This window comes from Nocardia anocheti (genome assembly GCF_029675105.1).
GTDB lineage: Bacteria > Actinomycetota > Actinomycetes > Mycobacteriales > Mycobacteriaceae > Nocardia.
Genome location: NZ_JAQQFV010000004.1, coordinates 250,828 through 267,491 on the forward strand (window position 1 = coordinate 250,828; position 16,664 = coordinate 267,491).

Annotated in this window: 15 protein-coding genes; all 15 read left to right on the forward strand. The window is 65.1% G+C overall.

Annotation, left to right across the window (positions count from 1 at the left end):
- Window positions 1–15 precede the first annotated feature (15 nt).
- The 15 genes from QC180_RS12250 (at window position 16) to QC180_RS12320 (ending at window position 16,440) form a co-directional block, all read left to right on the forward strand.
- Complete coding sequence (locus QC180_RS12250; RefSeq protein WP_278262813.1) at window positions 16–639, forward strand: DUF8175 domain-containg protein; 624 nt, start codon at window positions 16–18, stop codon at window positions 637–639.
- Window positions 636–2,291, forward strand: coding sequence for a hypothetical protein (locus tag QC180_RS12255; RefSeq protein WP_278262814.1), 1,656 nt, complete (start codon window positions 636–638; stop codon window positions 2,289–2,291). The genes QC180_RS12250 and QC180_RS12255 overlap by 4 nt, the downstream gene beginning before the upstream one ends.
- Window positions 2,292–2,364: 73 nt before the next feature.
- Window positions 2,365–3,861 (forward strand): SCO6880 family protein, encoded by a 1,497-nt coding sequence (locus QC180_RS12260; protein WP_278262815.1) that lies wholly within the window; start codon window positions 2,365–2,367, stop codon window positions 3,859–3,861.
- The gene (locus QC180_RS12265; RefSeq protein WP_278262816.1) at window positions 3,858–5,468 is read left to right on the forward strand and encodes a hypothetical protein; all 1,611 of its coding nucleotides are present in this window, start codon (window positions 3,858–3,860) and stop codon (window positions 5,466–5,468) included. The genes QC180_RS12260 and QC180_RS12265 overlap by 4 nt, the downstream gene beginning before the upstream one ends.
- Before the next feature lie 109 nt (window positions 5,469–5,577).
- Window positions 5,578–6,231 carry a type IV secretory system conjugative DNA transfer family protein gene (locus QC180_RS12270; protein ID WP_278262817.1) on the forward strand — a complete coding sequence of 218 codons (654 nt, stop codon included), beginning with the start codon at window positions 5,578–5,580 and terminating at the stop codon, window positions 6,229–6,231.
- Window positions 6,231–7,958, forward strand: coding sequence for a type IV secretory system conjugative DNA transfer family protein (locus tag QC180_RS12275; protein ID WP_278262818.1), 1,728 nt, complete (start codon window positions 6,231–6,233; stop codon window positions 7,956–7,958). The genes QC180_RS12270 and QC180_RS12275 overlap by 1 nt, the downstream gene beginning before the upstream one ends.
- The gene (locus QC180_RS12280) at window positions 7,955–8,596 is read left to right on the forward strand and encodes a DUF4913 domain-containing protein (protein WP_278262819.1); all 642 of its coding nucleotides are present in this window, start codon (window positions 7,955–7,957) and stop codon (window positions 8,594–8,596) included. Before QC180_RS12275 ends, QC180_RS12280 begins: the two co-directional genes overlap by 4 nt.
- Window positions 8,597–8,786: 190 nt before the next feature.
- Window positions 8,787–9,044, forward strand: a complete 258-nt coding sequence (locus tag QC180_RS12285; protein ID WP_278262820.1) for a hypothetical protein — start codon at window positions 8,787–8,789, stop codon at window positions 9,042–9,044.
- Window positions 9,045–9,142: 98 nt separating this feature from the next.
- Entirely contained in the window at window positions 9,143–10,789 is a 1,647-nt protein-coding gene (locus tag QC180_RS12290) for a hypothetical protein (protein WP_278262821.1), read from the forward strand.
- The gene (locus tag QC180_RS12295) at window positions 10,786–11,568 is read left to right on the forward strand and encodes a hypothetical protein (protein WP_278262822.1); all 783 of its coding nucleotides are present in this window, start codon (window positions 10,786–10,788) and stop codon (window positions 11,566–11,568) included. Before QC180_RS12290 ends, QC180_RS12295 begins: the two co-directional genes overlap by 4 nt.
- Window positions 11,565–11,960, forward strand: a complete 396-nt coding sequence (locus tag QC180_RS12300; protein WP_278262823.1) for a hypothetical protein — start codon at window positions 11,565–11,567, stop codon at window positions 11,958–11,960. Before QC180_RS12295 ends, QC180_RS12300 begins: the two co-directional genes overlap by 4 nt.
- A gap of 14 nt (window positions 11,961–11,974) precedes the next feature.
- A complete protein-coding gene (locus QC180_RS12305) occupies window positions 11,975–12,568 on the forward strand; it encodes a DUF3558 domain-containing protein (protein ID WP_278263137.1) in 594 nt (197 codons plus the stop codon).
- A 16-nt stretch (window positions 12,569–12,584) separates the two neighbouring features.
- A complete protein-coding gene (locus tag QC180_RS12310) occupies window positions 12,585–12,935 on the forward strand; it encodes a type VII secretion target (RefSeq protein ID WP_278262824.1) in 351 nt (116 codons plus the stop codon).
- Entirely contained in the window at window positions 12,932–15,253 is a 2,322-nt protein-coding gene (locus QC180_RS12315; protein WP_278262825.1) for a WXG100 family type VII secretion target, read from the forward strand. The genes QC180_RS12310 and QC180_RS12315 overlap by 4 nt, the downstream gene beginning before the upstream one ends.
- A gap of 143 nt (window positions 15,254–15,396) precedes the next feature.
- Window positions 15,397–16,440 carry a hypothetical protein gene (locus QC180_RS12320; RefSeq protein WP_278262826.1) on the forward strand — a complete coding sequence of 348 codons (1,044 nt, stop codon included), beginning with the start codon at window positions 15,397–15,399 and terminating at the stop codon, window positions 16,438–16,440.
- The last annotated feature ends 224 nt before the right edge of the window (window positions 16,441–16,664 follow it).

Genomic DNA, 16,664 nt, shown 5'->3' on the forward strand with positions numbered 1-16,664 from the left:
CCGCTGCGGCGGTGGGTGCCGGTAGCCGTCATCGCCGTACTGGTCGCAATCGCCGGAATCATCGCGGTCGCAGTGATCCGAGATCAACCACGCGATGTCGCGACACCGTCGGCACCTGACGCACCCACCACCACGACACCGCCGCGCGAGCTGCAATGGAAATTGATCAACGGCGTCCGCCTGCCCTTCGGTGAAGACGGGCCCACCCAGGTCGATGGTCCGCGCGCCCGCGGCTACACCCACACCCCCCAAGGCGCACTTGTCGCCGCGTGGCAGATCGCCACACGGGTGCTGACCGACGCCCGCTACGAGCGGTTACTCGGTACCCAGGTGCGCGCCGACCTCGGCCAGCAACAGCAAGTACGCAACGCGGTCACCCTGACCCGCAATCTGTCCGCCGAAGAGTTCGAAGCGGCCTTTCGTCAGCCGGTCGCCTTCCAATTCGTCACCTACACACCGATGTTCGCACGGATGTATTTCGCGGTCCCGTCTGACAAGGGCGGCTACGACTTCGTACCCCGCGCCGCGCTGTGGGACGGCACCGACTGGGTCTACCAAGTCGATTCCGGCCTCCCCGAACTACCGAACTCCACGGGCCTGACCGGGTTCACGACGTTCCAGGACAGGGCAGGGCGATGAGCACCACATCCTGGTCGACTCTGCGGCCCATCGCGCTCGTGGGCATGCTGCTGGCGCTGCTGGTGGGCCCGATGGCGCTGGCCGCGGCCGAACCCGCCATGCCGCAGAAACTCTCCGAGCTCAGCGCCGAGCAGAAGAGCTGGCGCGACACCGACGGCGTGATCTGGTGCTCGCAGCATCCCCAGTTCCCCGGGTGCGAGGACAAACCCGACACCGGCTATCTCTACCCGAACGACGACACCGCGTTCCGGGCTCAAATCAACAATGGCGCAACACAAACCACGATCGACCTGCACCCGGGCAGGGTCGCCGACAACACGATCGGCAAGGCGGTGGACTCGGCCTTCGGCAAGGCCGCCGAATCCATCGGACGCTTCAGCGGTGACCTGCTGGTCGAGTCGATGACCTGGTGGATCGGCACCGACTCGATCAGTCTGTCCTACGCGGGCGTGATGGCGGACAAGGCACCGGTCCAGAAGGTCGTGTTCTTCATCATGATGGCCGGAATCCTCAGCGGCGCCATGGTGATGATGGTGACCCGTCGCACCGAGCCGGGCGCGCAGATCCTGCTCGGCGGAGTGAAATACATCGTCATCTCCTCGATGGCGCTGATCGTGCTCTCCGGCGCGATCCACGCCGGGGACGACTTCGCCCACCAGATGATCGACACCGACGCCAACCAGTTCGGCCAGCGCGTCCAAGTCATGCTGGGCACCTCCACCATCGGCAATCCGGGCGGTGTTCTGCTGCTGGGCATCGTCGCGTTCCTGCTCGGCGCGATCCAGTGGGTGATGGGCTTCATCCGCCAGGCCGGGATCGTTGTGTTGTACAACCTGATTCTCTTCGCGGCGGCTGGACAGCTCACCACGTGGGGGCGGCAGTGGTTCCCCCGCATCGCCGCGACCTGCGTGGCGCTGATCCTCTACAAGCCGATGGCCGCCTACATCTACTCCTTGGGCTTCGCGCTCATCGGCGAAGAACAATCCCTGACCACGTTGGTCACAGGCCTGATGGTGGTCGCGCTCGCGGTGATCGCCCTGCCCGCGCTGCTGAAGTTCTTCGACTTCATGGGCATGAGCGTCAGCGGTGGCTCCGGCGCGCTCGGCCTCGCGGTCGGTGGTCTGGCAGGCGGGGCGCTCGGTGCTGCTGCGGCGATGGGCACCAATGGTTCAGGATCTTCCACTGGCGCAGGCGGATACGCCAGCTTCATGTCCGCGACCGGCCCCGGTGGAGGCGAGACCGACCCGTCACCGGGCAATGGAGGCACGGCCGCGCTGCCTTCCGGTGATGGACAGGCTCAGTTGGAGTCCGGGTCCTCGCCGAAAGCTCTCGGCACCGGCAGCTCCGGGCTCGAACTCGAAGCCGGACCCGGCTCGCAGCCCGAGAATCCCGACGCCTCCGGCACACCACCCGTCACACCCAGCGACAGCGCCGGCACTGGCATCGACCTCGCCGGTGCCACCGAGGCGGGCGGTCCCGCGGCAGCCGGCGGCGGATCGGCCGCGGCCACCGGCGCGGCGGGCGCGGCGGCCACCGGCGGGGTCTCCATGGCGGTCCAAGCAGGGCTGTCGGCGGCGAGTTCGGCCGCCGAAGCCGCCAACGACATCGGCTCGGAGATGACCGGTGACGACCTCGGACCACGGCGGCCATGAGCGCCCGTACATCTCTCTCTATCAGGACACATCAGCACACCGCACACCAGGCGGCACACGGTAAGGACACGCGATGAACGACACACCCGGATACGGCGGATTCCGAGAGGTCAAGGGCTTCGGCCTGGGCCGCCTCGGCACCAGCGGCACAGCCATCATCGGGGCCACCGTCGTGGGCCTGGCCTTCACCACCTTCATCGACCTGATGCTGGCCTTCCTCGGGCTGTTCATCGCCATCCCCGTGCTGGCCCTGACCATCGTCCCGCTGGGCGACTCGCAACGAACCGTCGTCGAACACCTGACCTGGAACATCCGGGCGTGGTGGGGCAACCAGCACAACAGCGACGCCTACGCCGCCGACGTGCTCGAAGAAGCCCCGCGCGGGGAGAACCTGCCCGGCGTGCTGGCCCCGCTGATGCCGTTGACCGTCGAGGACGGACGCGGCGGCACGCAATGCCTGATCTGGAACCGGCGCACCGGCATCCTGTCGGCGGTGCTGAAGGTCTCCCCGGTCGGCATCACCCTTGCCGACAGCGCCGACACCAATGCCTGGGTGCGCAATTACGGCAGCTGGCTGGCCGATCTCGGGTTCACGCCGATCATCTCCTCGGTCGTGTTCACCTGCGAATCCAGCCCGACCGGCGGTGTCGACCAGCGTGCCTACACCTTGGGCCGCATGGAGCGCGACGGCAAGAACGCACCCGCGCTCGCCAAGACGATCATGAAAAAGGCTGTCGAGCAGTCACGTTCGACCACCGCCGACATTCAGATGCGGGTCACGGTGAACTTCGATCTGTCCAAGGCATCGCCGCAACCCGCCACCCTGTCCGAGGGCGCGGCGGAAGTGGTGCGGTGGCTGCCCCGCATCGAATCCGCACTCGCGGCAGCCGGAGCGACCGTGACCGACCGCGCGTCCACCGCATCGGTGATCCGCAACATCCGCGCCGCGGTCGACCCCGCCGTACGGATCTCGACCTCCGACACCGCCGACAACGACGACGAACTACTGACGTGGGCCGACGCGGGCGCTCTGCGCACCGAAAGCACCAAGGAGGTCTACTACCACGACTCCGGCTATTCAGTCACCTGGGTGTTCAAGAAGCCACCCAACAGCGTTGTGCGCCAAGACATCTTACTCAAACTGGTCAGTCCAGGACGGTACTACCGACGGTTCTCGCTGGTCTACCGACCCTACAGCGCCGCCGCCGCGGCAGACATCGTCGAGCGCGAGATCCAGGGCGGCAAACTCCGCCAGGTCTGGAACACCAAGACCAAGAAGGACGAGACCCAGCGCGAATACGACGATCGAGTGCGCGCTCGTAGAGCCGCGCAGGAGGAGTCGATGGGCGCGGGCCTCGGCCGCTTCACGATGTACGTCACGACCACGGTGCGCAGCGAGGAAACCCTGGCGGCCGCCTGCGCCGATGTCGAGGACCGCATCAGCGGCACCAAACTGCGATTCCGTCGCGCGCGCGGCGCACAGGCCGCCGCGTTCGCGTCCTCCCTCGGCTACGGCATCGAACCGACCTCCGGACTCTCACGCAGCGCCGCACAGAGGTGGTTGGCATGACCGAAACCGCACAGCTGCATCAGGCAGCGGCCAGCGCCGGTGTGGCCGAACGCTGGCTGGCGAAACTGGGAGTGATCCCGGCCTACCGCAAACAGGAATCCTGTGATCCTGACGAACCCGGTCGGGAACCGTTCAACCCGTTCGCGCCCTTCGCGTCCCTGCCTCCGATTCCCGATGCGCGCGGCGAGAACCGGCCCTTCGGTGGGTACGCCCACAACGTCGACGCGGGACGCCTGTTCGCGGGTACCACCACTCAGATCCAAGGTCTGTTTCCGTTCGCCGCCGCCTCCGGTGCCAGGGTGCGTGGCGTCCCGTTCGGCCGCCACCTCCACACCGCCGAACCGATCGGGCTCGATCCCTCGCAGTGGCTGGTGGACGGCCTGGTCACCAACACCGGCTTGTGGGTCCAAGGACAGCCCGGCATCGGGAAGTCCACCGCGATCAAGCGGTTGATGGTCGGACTCGTCGCGTTCGGGTTCGCGGCGGTGATCCCCGGTGACATCAAAGACGAGTACACCCCGATCGTGGAAGCGTTGGACGGCAAGGTGTTCCGCATCGGGCGGGGCCTGCACAGCCTCAATCCCCTCGACCTCGGGCCCCTGCGCGGCGCGATCGACGCCGCGGTCGGCACCCAGCGCGACCAGCTGGTCTCCCAAGCCCGCGGTAGGCGACTGGACCTGCTGGAGTCGCTGATCACCATCGTCGGCGGGCAGGACCTCACCGCCACCGAACGGCTGCTGCTGGCCATGACCGTCGACCAGGCCGATGCCGCCAACCATCGCCACGGTCGGCCCGACCCGACGATCCCCGAGCTGGTGCAGATCCTCGACTCCGCCAGCGAACCGCTGCTGCGCGTCGTGGCCGCCCGCGACGAACACGAATATCGGCGCGAGGTCCGCGAGCTGCGCAACACCCTGGTCCTGTTGTGCGAGGGCCCGATCAAGGGCATGTTCGACCGACCGTCCAGCTTCGCCCTCGACGCCGACCTACCAGCGATCTCGCTGTCGCTGGGAGCTGTGGAGGACGACGGCGACGACGTGGTGGCCGCCGCGATGATGTGCTCGTGGGCGTGGTCGGCGGGCCTGATCGAGGGCAAACAGGCGGCTGGGCAACGACGCAACGTTTTCCAACCTCAAGACGAGCTGTGGCGGGCACTGCGCGCGGCTCCCGGTCTGGTCGAGAAGTCCGACCGGATGACCCGACTCAACCGCAAACGCGGGGTGGTCTCGGCCCAATCGACCCACACCATCACCGACCTCGAGGCGCTACCTACCGCAGCCGACCGTGCCAAGGCGAAGGGCATGATCGCCCGCAACGACATCAAGGTCATCGGCGGCCTCGACCACGCCGAAATGGCACGGCTACAAGAAATTTCACCGTTCACCTCCGGCGAGAAGGACCTGGTCACACGCTGGTCCGCACCACCGACGTGGGTGCCCGGTCAGCGCCATCCCGGCCGAGGCAAGTACCTCATCAAGTCCGGCTCGCGCATGGGGTTGCCGGTGAATGTGGACCTGACGCCGGAAGAACTCGACCTTTTCAACACAGATGGTGCGTTCGCCGGACTCGACGGGACCCTCTCTGGACGGTGTAGCCGTGCAGCATGAGCGACCGACTCGGGAAAGGATCGTGATGCGGGAAGCCATCTCCGCACCGGGCCGGAACGACAATCCCGACTCCACACCCACCGCCATGATCGTCAGGGTCACCGACCATGTGGCGACACTGCCGCGCCGGTGGTGGGGGCGCGCTCTGGTGTGGAACCCCGAAATGCGCGGCCCGGCAACAACCTTTCGGTGGGACCTGCTGTCGGCCATCACCGACGCCACCGACGCCGACCGGATCGCCGAAGCTCTGTTCTCCGTGATCCGAGACGAAGGCGCGCTGTACTTCGTACCCGAGGCATCGCTACTCACCGCGAACCTGCTGCTGGCGGCCGCACGCGGAAGGCGAACCCTCACCGACGTTCTCGACTGGATACACACCGGCGACCTGGACGAACCCTATCGCCTGCTGGACGTAGCCGGGGAGGACGACCCCACTGCGGATCTGGATACCTTCGGCGAGGCACCGGCCGGAGAGCGGGCAGCGATCTGGGCGGTGGTCCGCCAAGCCATGCTACCGCTGGACTACGGCCCGATCCTGGCCGCGTTGAGCCCGCACGCCGACACGGGATCGACCATCGACCATCTGCCGGTCCTCGGATCGCGTGCGCTCACCGCCCACCGGGAGATCTTCGTCGTCGAAGTGCCCGGCACGCGCGGCGCGGGCGTTGCCGCCGCACTGCGGGCCGAGCTGCTGCTGGCAGCCCAGGACGCGGGCGTATCGACGCAGGTCGTGAACATCGGGGCCCTGCGAAGGGGTGCGTGATGCAAGATTCCGCGCTGGCTTGGGTGTGGATCGCGGGGTTCGCTGTGGTCGGAATCGGCTACGGCGTGTCCCGAATCCACCAACAAGGCACATCGTGGCTGGTGATCGCCTTGGTCACGGTCGTGCTCGTCCTGATGTTGAGCGTACTGGGGTGGGCAGTGCGCAAGGCGTGGCCACGTGAGACGCCGGACAGACTGCTGCGTGACAAGAGCCAGATCTCGGACATGCTCCCCAAGCAAGCCGCTCAGCGGGGCGTGGGTCTGCGTGCCTCCCTCGAATCCGCCAAAGGCGTGTCCATGCGGGAACTGGCCCCGCTGATCGGCCGGCTGCTGGGCAAGCTGATCTACGCCTCCTGGGAGGACTTCACCATCGTGCTGATGGGCCCACGCAGCAACAAGACCTCCGCTGTCGCGGTCCCGCGCATCCTGTCCGCGCCCGGCGCGGTGATCGCCACCTCGAACAAACCCGACCTATGGATTCTCACCGCAGCCCTGCGCGAGGCCGTCGGACCGGTCTACGTCTTCGACCCCGGAAAGATCGCCTACGCCACCCAAACCTGGTGGTGGAACATCCTTTCCAGCATCACGACGTTGCGCGAGGCCAAAATGATCGCCGAGCACTTCATCGAGGAGAACCGCTCCGGAGGCTCCGCACAATCCGAAGACCCGTTCTTCGCACCCACCGGAAAGAACTTGCTCGCCTGGGCACTGCTGGCCGCCGCGCTGAGCGGACGCACCATGCGCGATGTCTTGGACTGGATCGACACCTACTCCGACAAGCCGATCGACATCCTGCACCAGCACGGAAATCGCCGCGCGGGCAACGCATTCGCCGCCGTGCTGGATCTGCCACCCGAGACACGAGGCGGTGTCTTCGGTGAAGCTCAGACCGCGCTGGCGTCGGTCCAGGACGAGGAAACCCTGCGTTGGATCACCCCACCGCACACGTGGGAACAGCCGACCACGGCCAAGATCGCCGAACTCGACCTGTGGACCGTATTCGCCTACGAAGGTGACCGGGCCCCGACGCTGTACCTGATGACCCAGGAAGGTGGATCGAGCAGCGCGGGCGCGGTGATCGCGGCGATGGTCGCCAAGCTCTTCGAACTCGGAGACCTCGCGGCCTCGGCACACGGCGGACGGGTCGATCCGCCGCTGACCCTCGTCCTCGACGAATGCGCCAACATCTGCAAGATCAAGCGGCTGCCGAAGCTCGCCTCGCACCTAGGGTCGAAGTCGATGTGCGTAACCGCCATCTTCCAGTCCGAAGCGCAGATCATCTCCACGTGGGGCGCCGACGAAGCAGCCGCGCTGTGGGGCGCATCGACAGTGCGTCTGCTCGGCGCCGGACTCCAAGATGAGCCGTTCCTGCGCAAAATCTCCGGGCTGGTAGGCCAGTACAAACCCCGCGAGCGCCGCCGCTCCCACGGCCCCGGCGGTGTCACCACCTCCAACGACCGCGGCTCACTCGAGCCGATCATGCCCGTCGAAGACATCGCCGCGATGAAGAAGCACAACGCGTTGCTGATCCGGCAGTCGTCCAAGCCGGTGCTGATCGACCTCATCCCCTGGTACACCGAGCCGGACAAAGGCGACATCGAACGCGTCCGAGACGAAGCCACCCAGGAGGTGCAGAAGGCCGCGATCGAGCACCTCGGCCCGGCCAACCCGGTCGCGAAAACGCTACGACGTCGATTCGCCGACGACACGGAAGCGAGTGCGGCGTGAGCACCGGCGAGTCCGCGGACACCGCCGAATTGCGTGACCAGCTGGCGATGCTGAGCGAGGCGCTCGTCGAGATGCGCAACCAGAATCGCCTGCTCTCAACGAAGGTCGAGCGTATCGACGCTACCGCCGCACGGTCAGCCCAAGGTCTTGATCAGTTCGAGACAGCTCTAGGGGTCCTGGCCGACCGGCTGGCCGAGAACATGAGAACCGCGACAGTCACCGAAATTCCACCGAGCGCACCCGAACCGTCGACAGCCGCGACGGCTACTCCCGCCGGCGCGGGCGTAGACCAGATCGACATGAAGGTGCTGTTGGACTGGGTGATCGCCAATATCGGTGAGTGGGCGCAACGCAAGTTGCCCCGCTCGGCGACGAGCACCGCCAACGGTGCGATCTGCTGGTGCTCACAATGGTACGAACACCCGGAGGCGGTCAGCGTGCTGTGGTCACTACGCCGCGCATGGCTCGATGCTGTCGTACAGCCAGGCGCCGCGATGGCCACATACTTCCGCGACTACTTCTATCCCCTGCTCAACACCCTCAGTAACCCCGCCGGACCGTTCTACGCCTGTACCCCCGAGATCCACGACCCTGATGCCAAGTTCATCCCGGTCGTCCCATCAATTCTCCGACCGTGAACCAAATAAAACGGGCACCGAGAGCCGACCATTGCTGCCCGCATATCCCCACCTGGCAGTTGCCCCGACACAGGGGCGGACCTTGATCGCACTCGCTCGCCCGACAGGCCGCCGCGGTCGCGCGATACGATCGACCGAGCGATGTCGGGCAGGCCGCTGGACCGGTGCGCCGGTTCCGGGAGGAGGGGCGATGGATCCGGAACAGATCAGAGCTGTTCACCGGGGGTGGGAATCGATCCACTCCGATCTCGATCAGGCGGTGCGAACCTTCGCGGCCCAGGTCGACGAGCATGCCCATCGCCACGGCGCCGTTGCCGCAGTGGCAGCGCTCGCGGCGTACCTGCGAGACGCGCGGAGCATGGTCGACGATGTGGGCCAGGTCGCCGCGCAAGCGAAGCTGATTCGGACCGCGATCGAGAGCGCTCACCACACGGCGCGGTGGAATTGATCGTGGATCGAGGGAACCGAAGCGAGCGCGGGTGCGTCTAAGTCTATGGAAGCATCTTCCACGCAGGTGACCAGGAGACGGAGTGAGGGGGCGGGCCGATGAGCGATGACTCCGGCGAGAACGGTGGCGTCCTGCCGATCATTCTCGATGTCGGCGGCATACCGAGCGCGGCACAGCAGCAGGTTGTCGCACAGTTGGGCGCGACGCAGCAGCGAGTGAAGACCGCCACCGAAGCGCTCACCGGTCAGGGCGCGGGCACGGACTCGGATTACGCCGTCACCGACGAACGTTTCGAGGGCATACCCGCCCAGCAGCTCTACAACGCGGTACACGGGGAAGGCGGGATGGATATCACCGGGCTCGCGACCATGCGCGGTGTCTGGAATTCGGCGACGACCGACCTGGGGTCGGTGTCGGTCGGTATGCAGTCGCGGGTGCTGGCATTGTTGAACGACGGCGCGCTCACCGGTCAGGCTGGAAACGCGGCGGCAGCGGCGGCCACCCGGCTCGGTCAGGTCGCCAACCAGATCTCCCAGGTGTTCTCCGCCGTCACAGGCCGTGCCGAACAGCTCTACTACACCGCCGAAGCGGTCCGCAAGGCCGTGCGACAACCACCGACGCCGATGGTCGTCATCGACCCGGACGACCCCGTCCAGTCCTTGATACCCGGCATCGCCAACCCCGAGACCGTCACCGTGGACCGCGAAGCCGAGAACCGGGTCAAAGCCGAGAACGTCGCCGCGATGAACACGATCTATAAGCCCGGTTACCCGCCTGCCGGATCAGGTGTTCCCGCCTACACCTTCGTCCCCGCCGCACTGGCTGGAGACGGTGGCGGCCAAGGGAATTCGAGCGGACCAGGAAACACGAACCAGCCGACCGGGGCCGGTGACCCCTCGACCGGCACACCGGAAAACGACCAGCCCACGACACCTACCACCGAAGACGATACGCCCGCCGACACCGGCGATCAGGCCGATGCGGGCGATTCGTCGGATGCGTCGTCAGACCAGTCCAGTACGGGCTCCGACGGTGACCCCTCGACCGAACCTGCGCAGACCACGCCAGCGGGCACTGTACCGACGACCGTCTCGCCAGGCTCGATTCCACCGGGTGGAACGGCATCGCCGTTCGGCAGTGGTTCTCCCGGCGCGACCCCCGGCGCAGGCGGACCACTGGGAGGCGCGCCAGGTGCCTCGATTCCCGGGCAACCGTCACCCGGTGGTGCCGTGTCGGCTGCCGTTGGCGGTTCAGCGGCGCGACCGTCGATGTCACCCATGATGGGGCCGATGGGCTCGGGAGCGGGACAGCGACGCGGCGAACCAGACGACGAACATACCGCCCCGGAGTATCTGAGGCAGGTCCAGCCCGACTGGCTCGAGGGCATCACCACCTATGACTCGGTCATCGGCGGCGAAGCTATCGCCGCCGAGCCGAACCCAACTCAGGCGCACCCCACGCAGCCGACACCGCCACCATCGGCGCCGCCGATCCCACGCCCGATTCCAGCATCGCTAGAACCGGCACCGTACAACAGCGCCGGCGACGCGCCGCGAACCGTCGCACCCGCCGCGGTTTCGGAGCCCACACAGCCTGATCGGTCACCGAGCACGGAGACCGATGCCGAGCCTTCCGCGGTCTCGGCGGAAATCGCGGCCCTGCTCAGCGAATACAATTGGGCTCCACCAAGTACCGACGCTGGCGCCGCTGGCAGTGTGGTCGAGCCAGAGCCTGGTCCGCGGTGAGGTCGAGTTCCATCGATCTCACCACCGATGAGTTCGCCTGGCTGTGGCGGACCGCTGCCGGTGGTGACGAGTTCGACTTCCCAGACCCGTTACGTATCACCGAGACCGCGACAACCACGGTCGAATACGCCCGGCAGACACGAGAATTCGAGCGGCGGTTCCCCGCACCCGCTGTCGCGGCTCTACGTCCGGTCTTCGAAACCCTCGCCCACCCCGACAGCCGGATCCGCTGCTTCGGCACCACCGCCGACGGCAACGAGATCCGCACCCACGCCGCTATCGGCGACCGGGTAGCGGTCATCCTGCACCAACAGCCAGGCCCCCGCGAGCACAGCGGACCACTTCGCCTCGCCTTGGCAGACCCGTTCGCCGCCGCCGCGCACGTCGTGGCAACCATGCCGCGCGCCGCACCCGGTGGCGCCGGGTCGATGCTCGGCTACACGCCACGAGTCCGTGGCGATGAATCACCCACCAGCCAGCTCAGGACCGCTGACGGGAGGCTGCCGGTAGACGAGAGAATCCGCAGACTCGCCCGATTACGTCGCAGCGCCGAGGGGCAACTGGTGATCGAACGCGATCCGACCAGCGCGCATCCGTGGCCACCTCGCTATCTGTCCTGGATCGATATCCCACCCGGGCACTTCGCCTCCGGCCGTTACCTGGTCGAGATACGCAACCACGAAACCATCGTCACAGCCGCCTCGGCCGACCGGATCGTGCGGGAACTCCGTCGCCACGCCGGTCTCAGGTCAGGCCATCAAGGAAGGAATGTGTCATGAGCGGACAACTACCCAAAATCGACTACGGACAGGCGCAAATCGGCGCGTTCAAAGAAGTCGCCACGAACGGCACGTTCGAGTACAACCCTGACGGAGTACGCGCGATCGTCGAATGGTACGACCAAATGATTGACGAGATCATCGAGATACGCGAATCGTTACGCGACGCCGAGGGCGTCGGAAGCTTCGGCGGATTCGACTCATCCAAAGAACTCCGCGCCGGGTTCATCTGGAAGGCCACCGAGGGCCGGCACGTGCTGGACCAGCTCATCAATGGAATTTTCGAAGTCCAAGAAGGATTTCTGATCGCTGGAAAGATGATGACCGAAGTTGATGAGTTGAACCAGCGACGACTCCAACACCAGGCGAGCATGATAGGTAGCCCGTCGTGATCACACGCAACATGATGGTTGTTGGCCTAGCCTGTTGCGCGACATACATTCTCGCCGCTTGCGGAACCAGCGGCCCGCAGCCGTCTGGTTCGCCTGATACTCCATCGACTACAGCGGTACCGATGCGGGTCACCGTAGAACCGGCACCACATCAGCCATCCCGGGCCGGAATCACCGTCAAATACGATCCGTGCTTCACAGTGCCGGATTCAGTCCCGGAAACGCTCGGCTTCGCGGTCGAAACCCGTGAACGCAACGACTACGTCTTCGAGGACTACGCCTTCATCGGTTGCGAATTCGACCGCCTCGAGAAGGCTCGATTCAGCGATCGAATGAGCCGTGTAGGCGGCCTGACCGTGTGGTCTTCTGGTATCACGTTGGACGAGTTCCGGGCCAAGGAGTTCAAGGACTCCCAAGACATCGTCGTCGGTGGCCGTCCAGCGATCTCGTACTCCTCTACGACCGCTGGTGCGTGTCATATCGCGATGTCAGGTCCAGACGGAGTAATCCAGGTCAATTTGTCCGACTCACCGCAGACCACATGGCGCGCCTGTGATCACATCCTTGAGGCCGCCGCAGCGGTCGAAGCAACACTGCCGGACAAGTAGAGATGAAGGGGGAACGGTGGCGGACAGTTTGAAAGCCGATATCGACGAGCTGAATCGGCTCAGCGGCGTCGTGCAGGGCTTGGCGCAGGAAGCGGGCGCGGTCGCCTGCGGTAAGGGTGCGGTGCAGGCATTCGGTACGGGGCGCCCCGGTGGGGTGATGGCCTCGCACGAGAAGGCCATCACGATCACGACGACCCTGCTGCACGACGCCTTGCGGGAAGGGGCCGAGGCCCGCCTGGTCAGCGTCGCCCAAGCGATGTCACACACGGCGACGACGTTCAAGGACCAGGACGAGTCCGCCCGCGATCAACTCGTGGCGCTGTACAACAACACCACGGGCGCTTGGACTTCGGAGGCTGCGCAATGAGTTTGACCTTCGATCAACTCCACGGTTGGCGCCCGCACGACCTTGTCGAGGTCGCCGGGGAATGGACGAACCTCGCCAACGCCCTCGACGGAGTCTTCGACCGGTACACCAACGCCCTGGTCCGCACCACCGATGGTGGCTACTGGCAGGGTTCGGCCGCCGACGCCGCCCAGCAGCGTGCCGGTGAGGATCGACGGCACCTGGCCGACATGACCGATCAGGTACGGGGTCTGTCGACTCTTCTCAACGAGAACTGGTACGGCATCGAAGCCGCCCTGCAACGCGCCAAGGGCGGTCTGGCCGGACTCCGCGACAAGGGGTACAACCCTTCCGGCGACACCTCGGTCAGCTTGTTCTGCAGCCGGATCACCTCGATGATGGTCAACGGCAAGACGTTCAAAGAACTCCCCGAGACAGACCAACTCGCGATCCTCCGCCTGGCGGTCGACCTCAATGATGGTGCGGCGGCGGCGAAATCCGCCGACGACAGCCTGCGCCAGCAACTCGAACTCAAGGCCGCCGGACTGCCCGCGATGTTCACCAGCGCGGCAGCACTGGGCACCGGCCAGGGTAGCGCCGATGCCACCGACTTGGTCAACGGAACCTTCAGCCCCGCCGACGTCGCGCGACTCGTCGACGCGGGCACCTTGCCGGCCGACCAACTGGCCGCCTTGCAGGCCGGCCAGGACATCACGGTCCCGGCCTCCACCATGCAGTACATGACCGAACTCGCGCGCGGACTCGACGGCAAGAGCCCTCAGGAAATCCAGCAGATCATGGACAAGCTGCCACCCGAAGGCAAACAGGCCTTGTCGAACAGCCTCAACCTGGTGTCCAACGAACGCGTGAAAGCCGGACCGGCGGGCAACGGCAGCTTCGACAAACTACCGACCAAGGTTCGTGAGTCGCTGACCCGTGACGACCTCGTCGTCACCGGGACCGAGGTGGGCCAGGGTTACCGATATGACACGGTGAAGCTCAACGGTGTGGCCGACAACCAGGCCATCGCGGCTATCGTTTCCGCAGGTGATGACCGCTACCAGCAGGGCAGCACCCTGGACCGGAACTTGCTCGACGTCGGCCGCCAATACCTCAACGCCCAGGTCGCATGGGAACAAGACCCGGACAAAGCGTTCACCGCCCTCACCGTCGACGGACAACCCTTCAGCGGCACCCCGGTCACCGAACCGATCATGCAAGCCGTCGGCGACGACAAGATCGCCGTCGAACAAGTCCTCAGCGGCGGCCAGGGTAAAGACTTCGTCACCGACATGCTCGTCCACGACTGGACCGACGACGGCAAAGCCGCCTCGACCCTGTTCACCTTCAACGACGGCGACGCCGTCGTCACCGACCCGAACAACCCGGTCGACGTCGGAACCGCACACCGAACCGGCAACATCATGAGCATGGTAGGCGAATGGGTCTCCACCGATGAGCAGTGGCAGAAATTCGCCGACGTCGGCGACAACCAATCAGCTGGAGAACGCAACCCCGCCCTGATACAAGGGCTGTCGACCAGCATGTCCCCCTACGTCAGCGCGCTCGCAGGCGACAATCACCGTACTGACCTTCCGGGGTTCGACACCATGCCCGACGGGAAGAGCTGGATCGACCCGGATAACCGCCTGACCTTCGACGGGTCGCGGCGAGTATTCGCGCTCATGAATACCGATGAGGTGGCGGGAAAGCAATTCACTGGTGCCGCCATGGAACAGGTGCTGCGATACGAGGCCGACTACGCCCAGAACCCTCAGCGCAGCGGTGTCGAAAGGAATCTCGAGTTCGCAGGTGCGCTAAATGGAATATCCGATCGCGGCCTGCAAGATGGGCTACAAGCCTCTGTCGACAACAAGAATGATATCGCCCAGGAAGCCTACGCTCGCAAGTCTGCCGCTTATGACGCATTGAAGGCCGGAACACAGTTCTTGGCGACAGGAACCGGACTTGGCGCAGGTGCGAACCCATTGATCGCCGAGGGATTCAACCGGGTCGCCGACGGCGGTGGAAATCCGTTGAAAGATGCGATCATCGGCGCTGCGCCCACCGCGACTGGCGATGTTGAGCTTCGCCCACCGAACTTCACTTTGCGAAACTATGAAGTGCTTACCCGTATGGATATTTCGCAAGACCTTCGGAACGAGTATCCGCAGCTCTTTAACGGCGGCACACTCAAATCCTGGCAGGAATTGTCAGGAACCGGAGACTCGTCCGGCCCGAATTTCACGCCGGATTTGAATGAGCTCATGGGACGAGTCGGCGACCCACAAGTATTTGTCAACGCATACAACCGGGCAACCTTGGGGGCTGCGTCATGAGGTACCGCAGAGCGAAGGGGCATGCCGTGCGCACGCCCACGCGGTGGGGATTCGAGCGCGGCGAGGCTGCGACGACGAACCGTTGGACACTGGCGACGTGGCGCCGCGACCGTCGAAATGTCCTCATCCCTATGATGTGTGCCGTGGCGGCCCTCGTTGCCGGATGTTGGGACAGCACCGAGCCACCACCTACCTCAACCTCACTCGACGCGGCCTCAGTCACTGACGCGTTCACCCGCAACTGGTCCGACGACGGCAAGGCGGCTGCTGCTGTCTTCGCTTTCGACGAGGGTGAGGCTCGCGTGGACGATCCCTACGATGCCAACGACGTTGAGACCGCGCAGAGATCCGGAGCGACCATGTGGTCGGTCGGTCAATGGCTCTCCCCTCAAGAGCAGTGGCAGAAATTCGAGGATGTCGGCGATGGCGAGACGGCGGGCGCGCGCAACCCGGAGGCAGCGCGCACGCTCGCAGTGAGTCTGTCGCCGTACTTGGGTGCGATGGTAGGCGACTACCGTACCGATGTACTGCCAGGCTTCCCCCCGGAGCCGCTTCCGGGCTCGACCTGGCCGGACCCCGACCGTGACAACTCGTTCAGCGGCGCCGTCCGAATGTTCGCACTCGCCAATACGGACGAGATAGCGGGAAAGCGGCTCATACGCGACGCCCAGGAACTGGCACTTCAGTACGCCGAAAAGTATGCCAGCGATCCCCATGCTCCAGGCGCAGCGCGGAATCTCACGTGGGCAGGTGCACTGACCGGTGTCATAGATCGTGGGACATCATTGGGGATGTCCGACTCGATCGGGGACAATACCCAGAAGTCCGCGTGTCAACGAAAAGCAGAGGCATTAACGCAGCCGGGTGACCGAGCACAGGGGGTACGCGGGAACCTCGCGCAGGATGCTGACACGTTCGGGGTATCGCTGGAATGTATCGGTTCCAGATTTCCGTTGCTCGCATTTACCCAAGCTCACTATTACATACTGTCTCGAATGAATATTTCGCCAGAAATTCAAGCACAGTACAGTGAATTGTTTGAGGATGGAAAGCTGAGACCATGGAAGGACTTGTCGGGGTCCGGAGATTCCACCAGCCCCAATTTAACACCCGATCTGAATGAACTATTAGGACGAGTAGGCGATTCTCAGTCGCTCATAGACGGGTACAATGCAGTGATGCGATAGCAGCCGCGCACCTCTGATCAGCGCTTCGAGTCCGAATGGCGTAGGCTCATCGTCGGAAGCAATCATCAAGGTCAAGCCTTCCGATACCCAGAAGACCCTCACCTTCCTCGATAGTTGGTGAGGGTCTTCAGGTGTCGAGGGTTGCCGAATCGGCCATCCTCACGACGGGACCGTGCTCGTTTGCTCGCGCGCTCGCCAGCTGCGTCCAGCACGTTCCTCGCAGG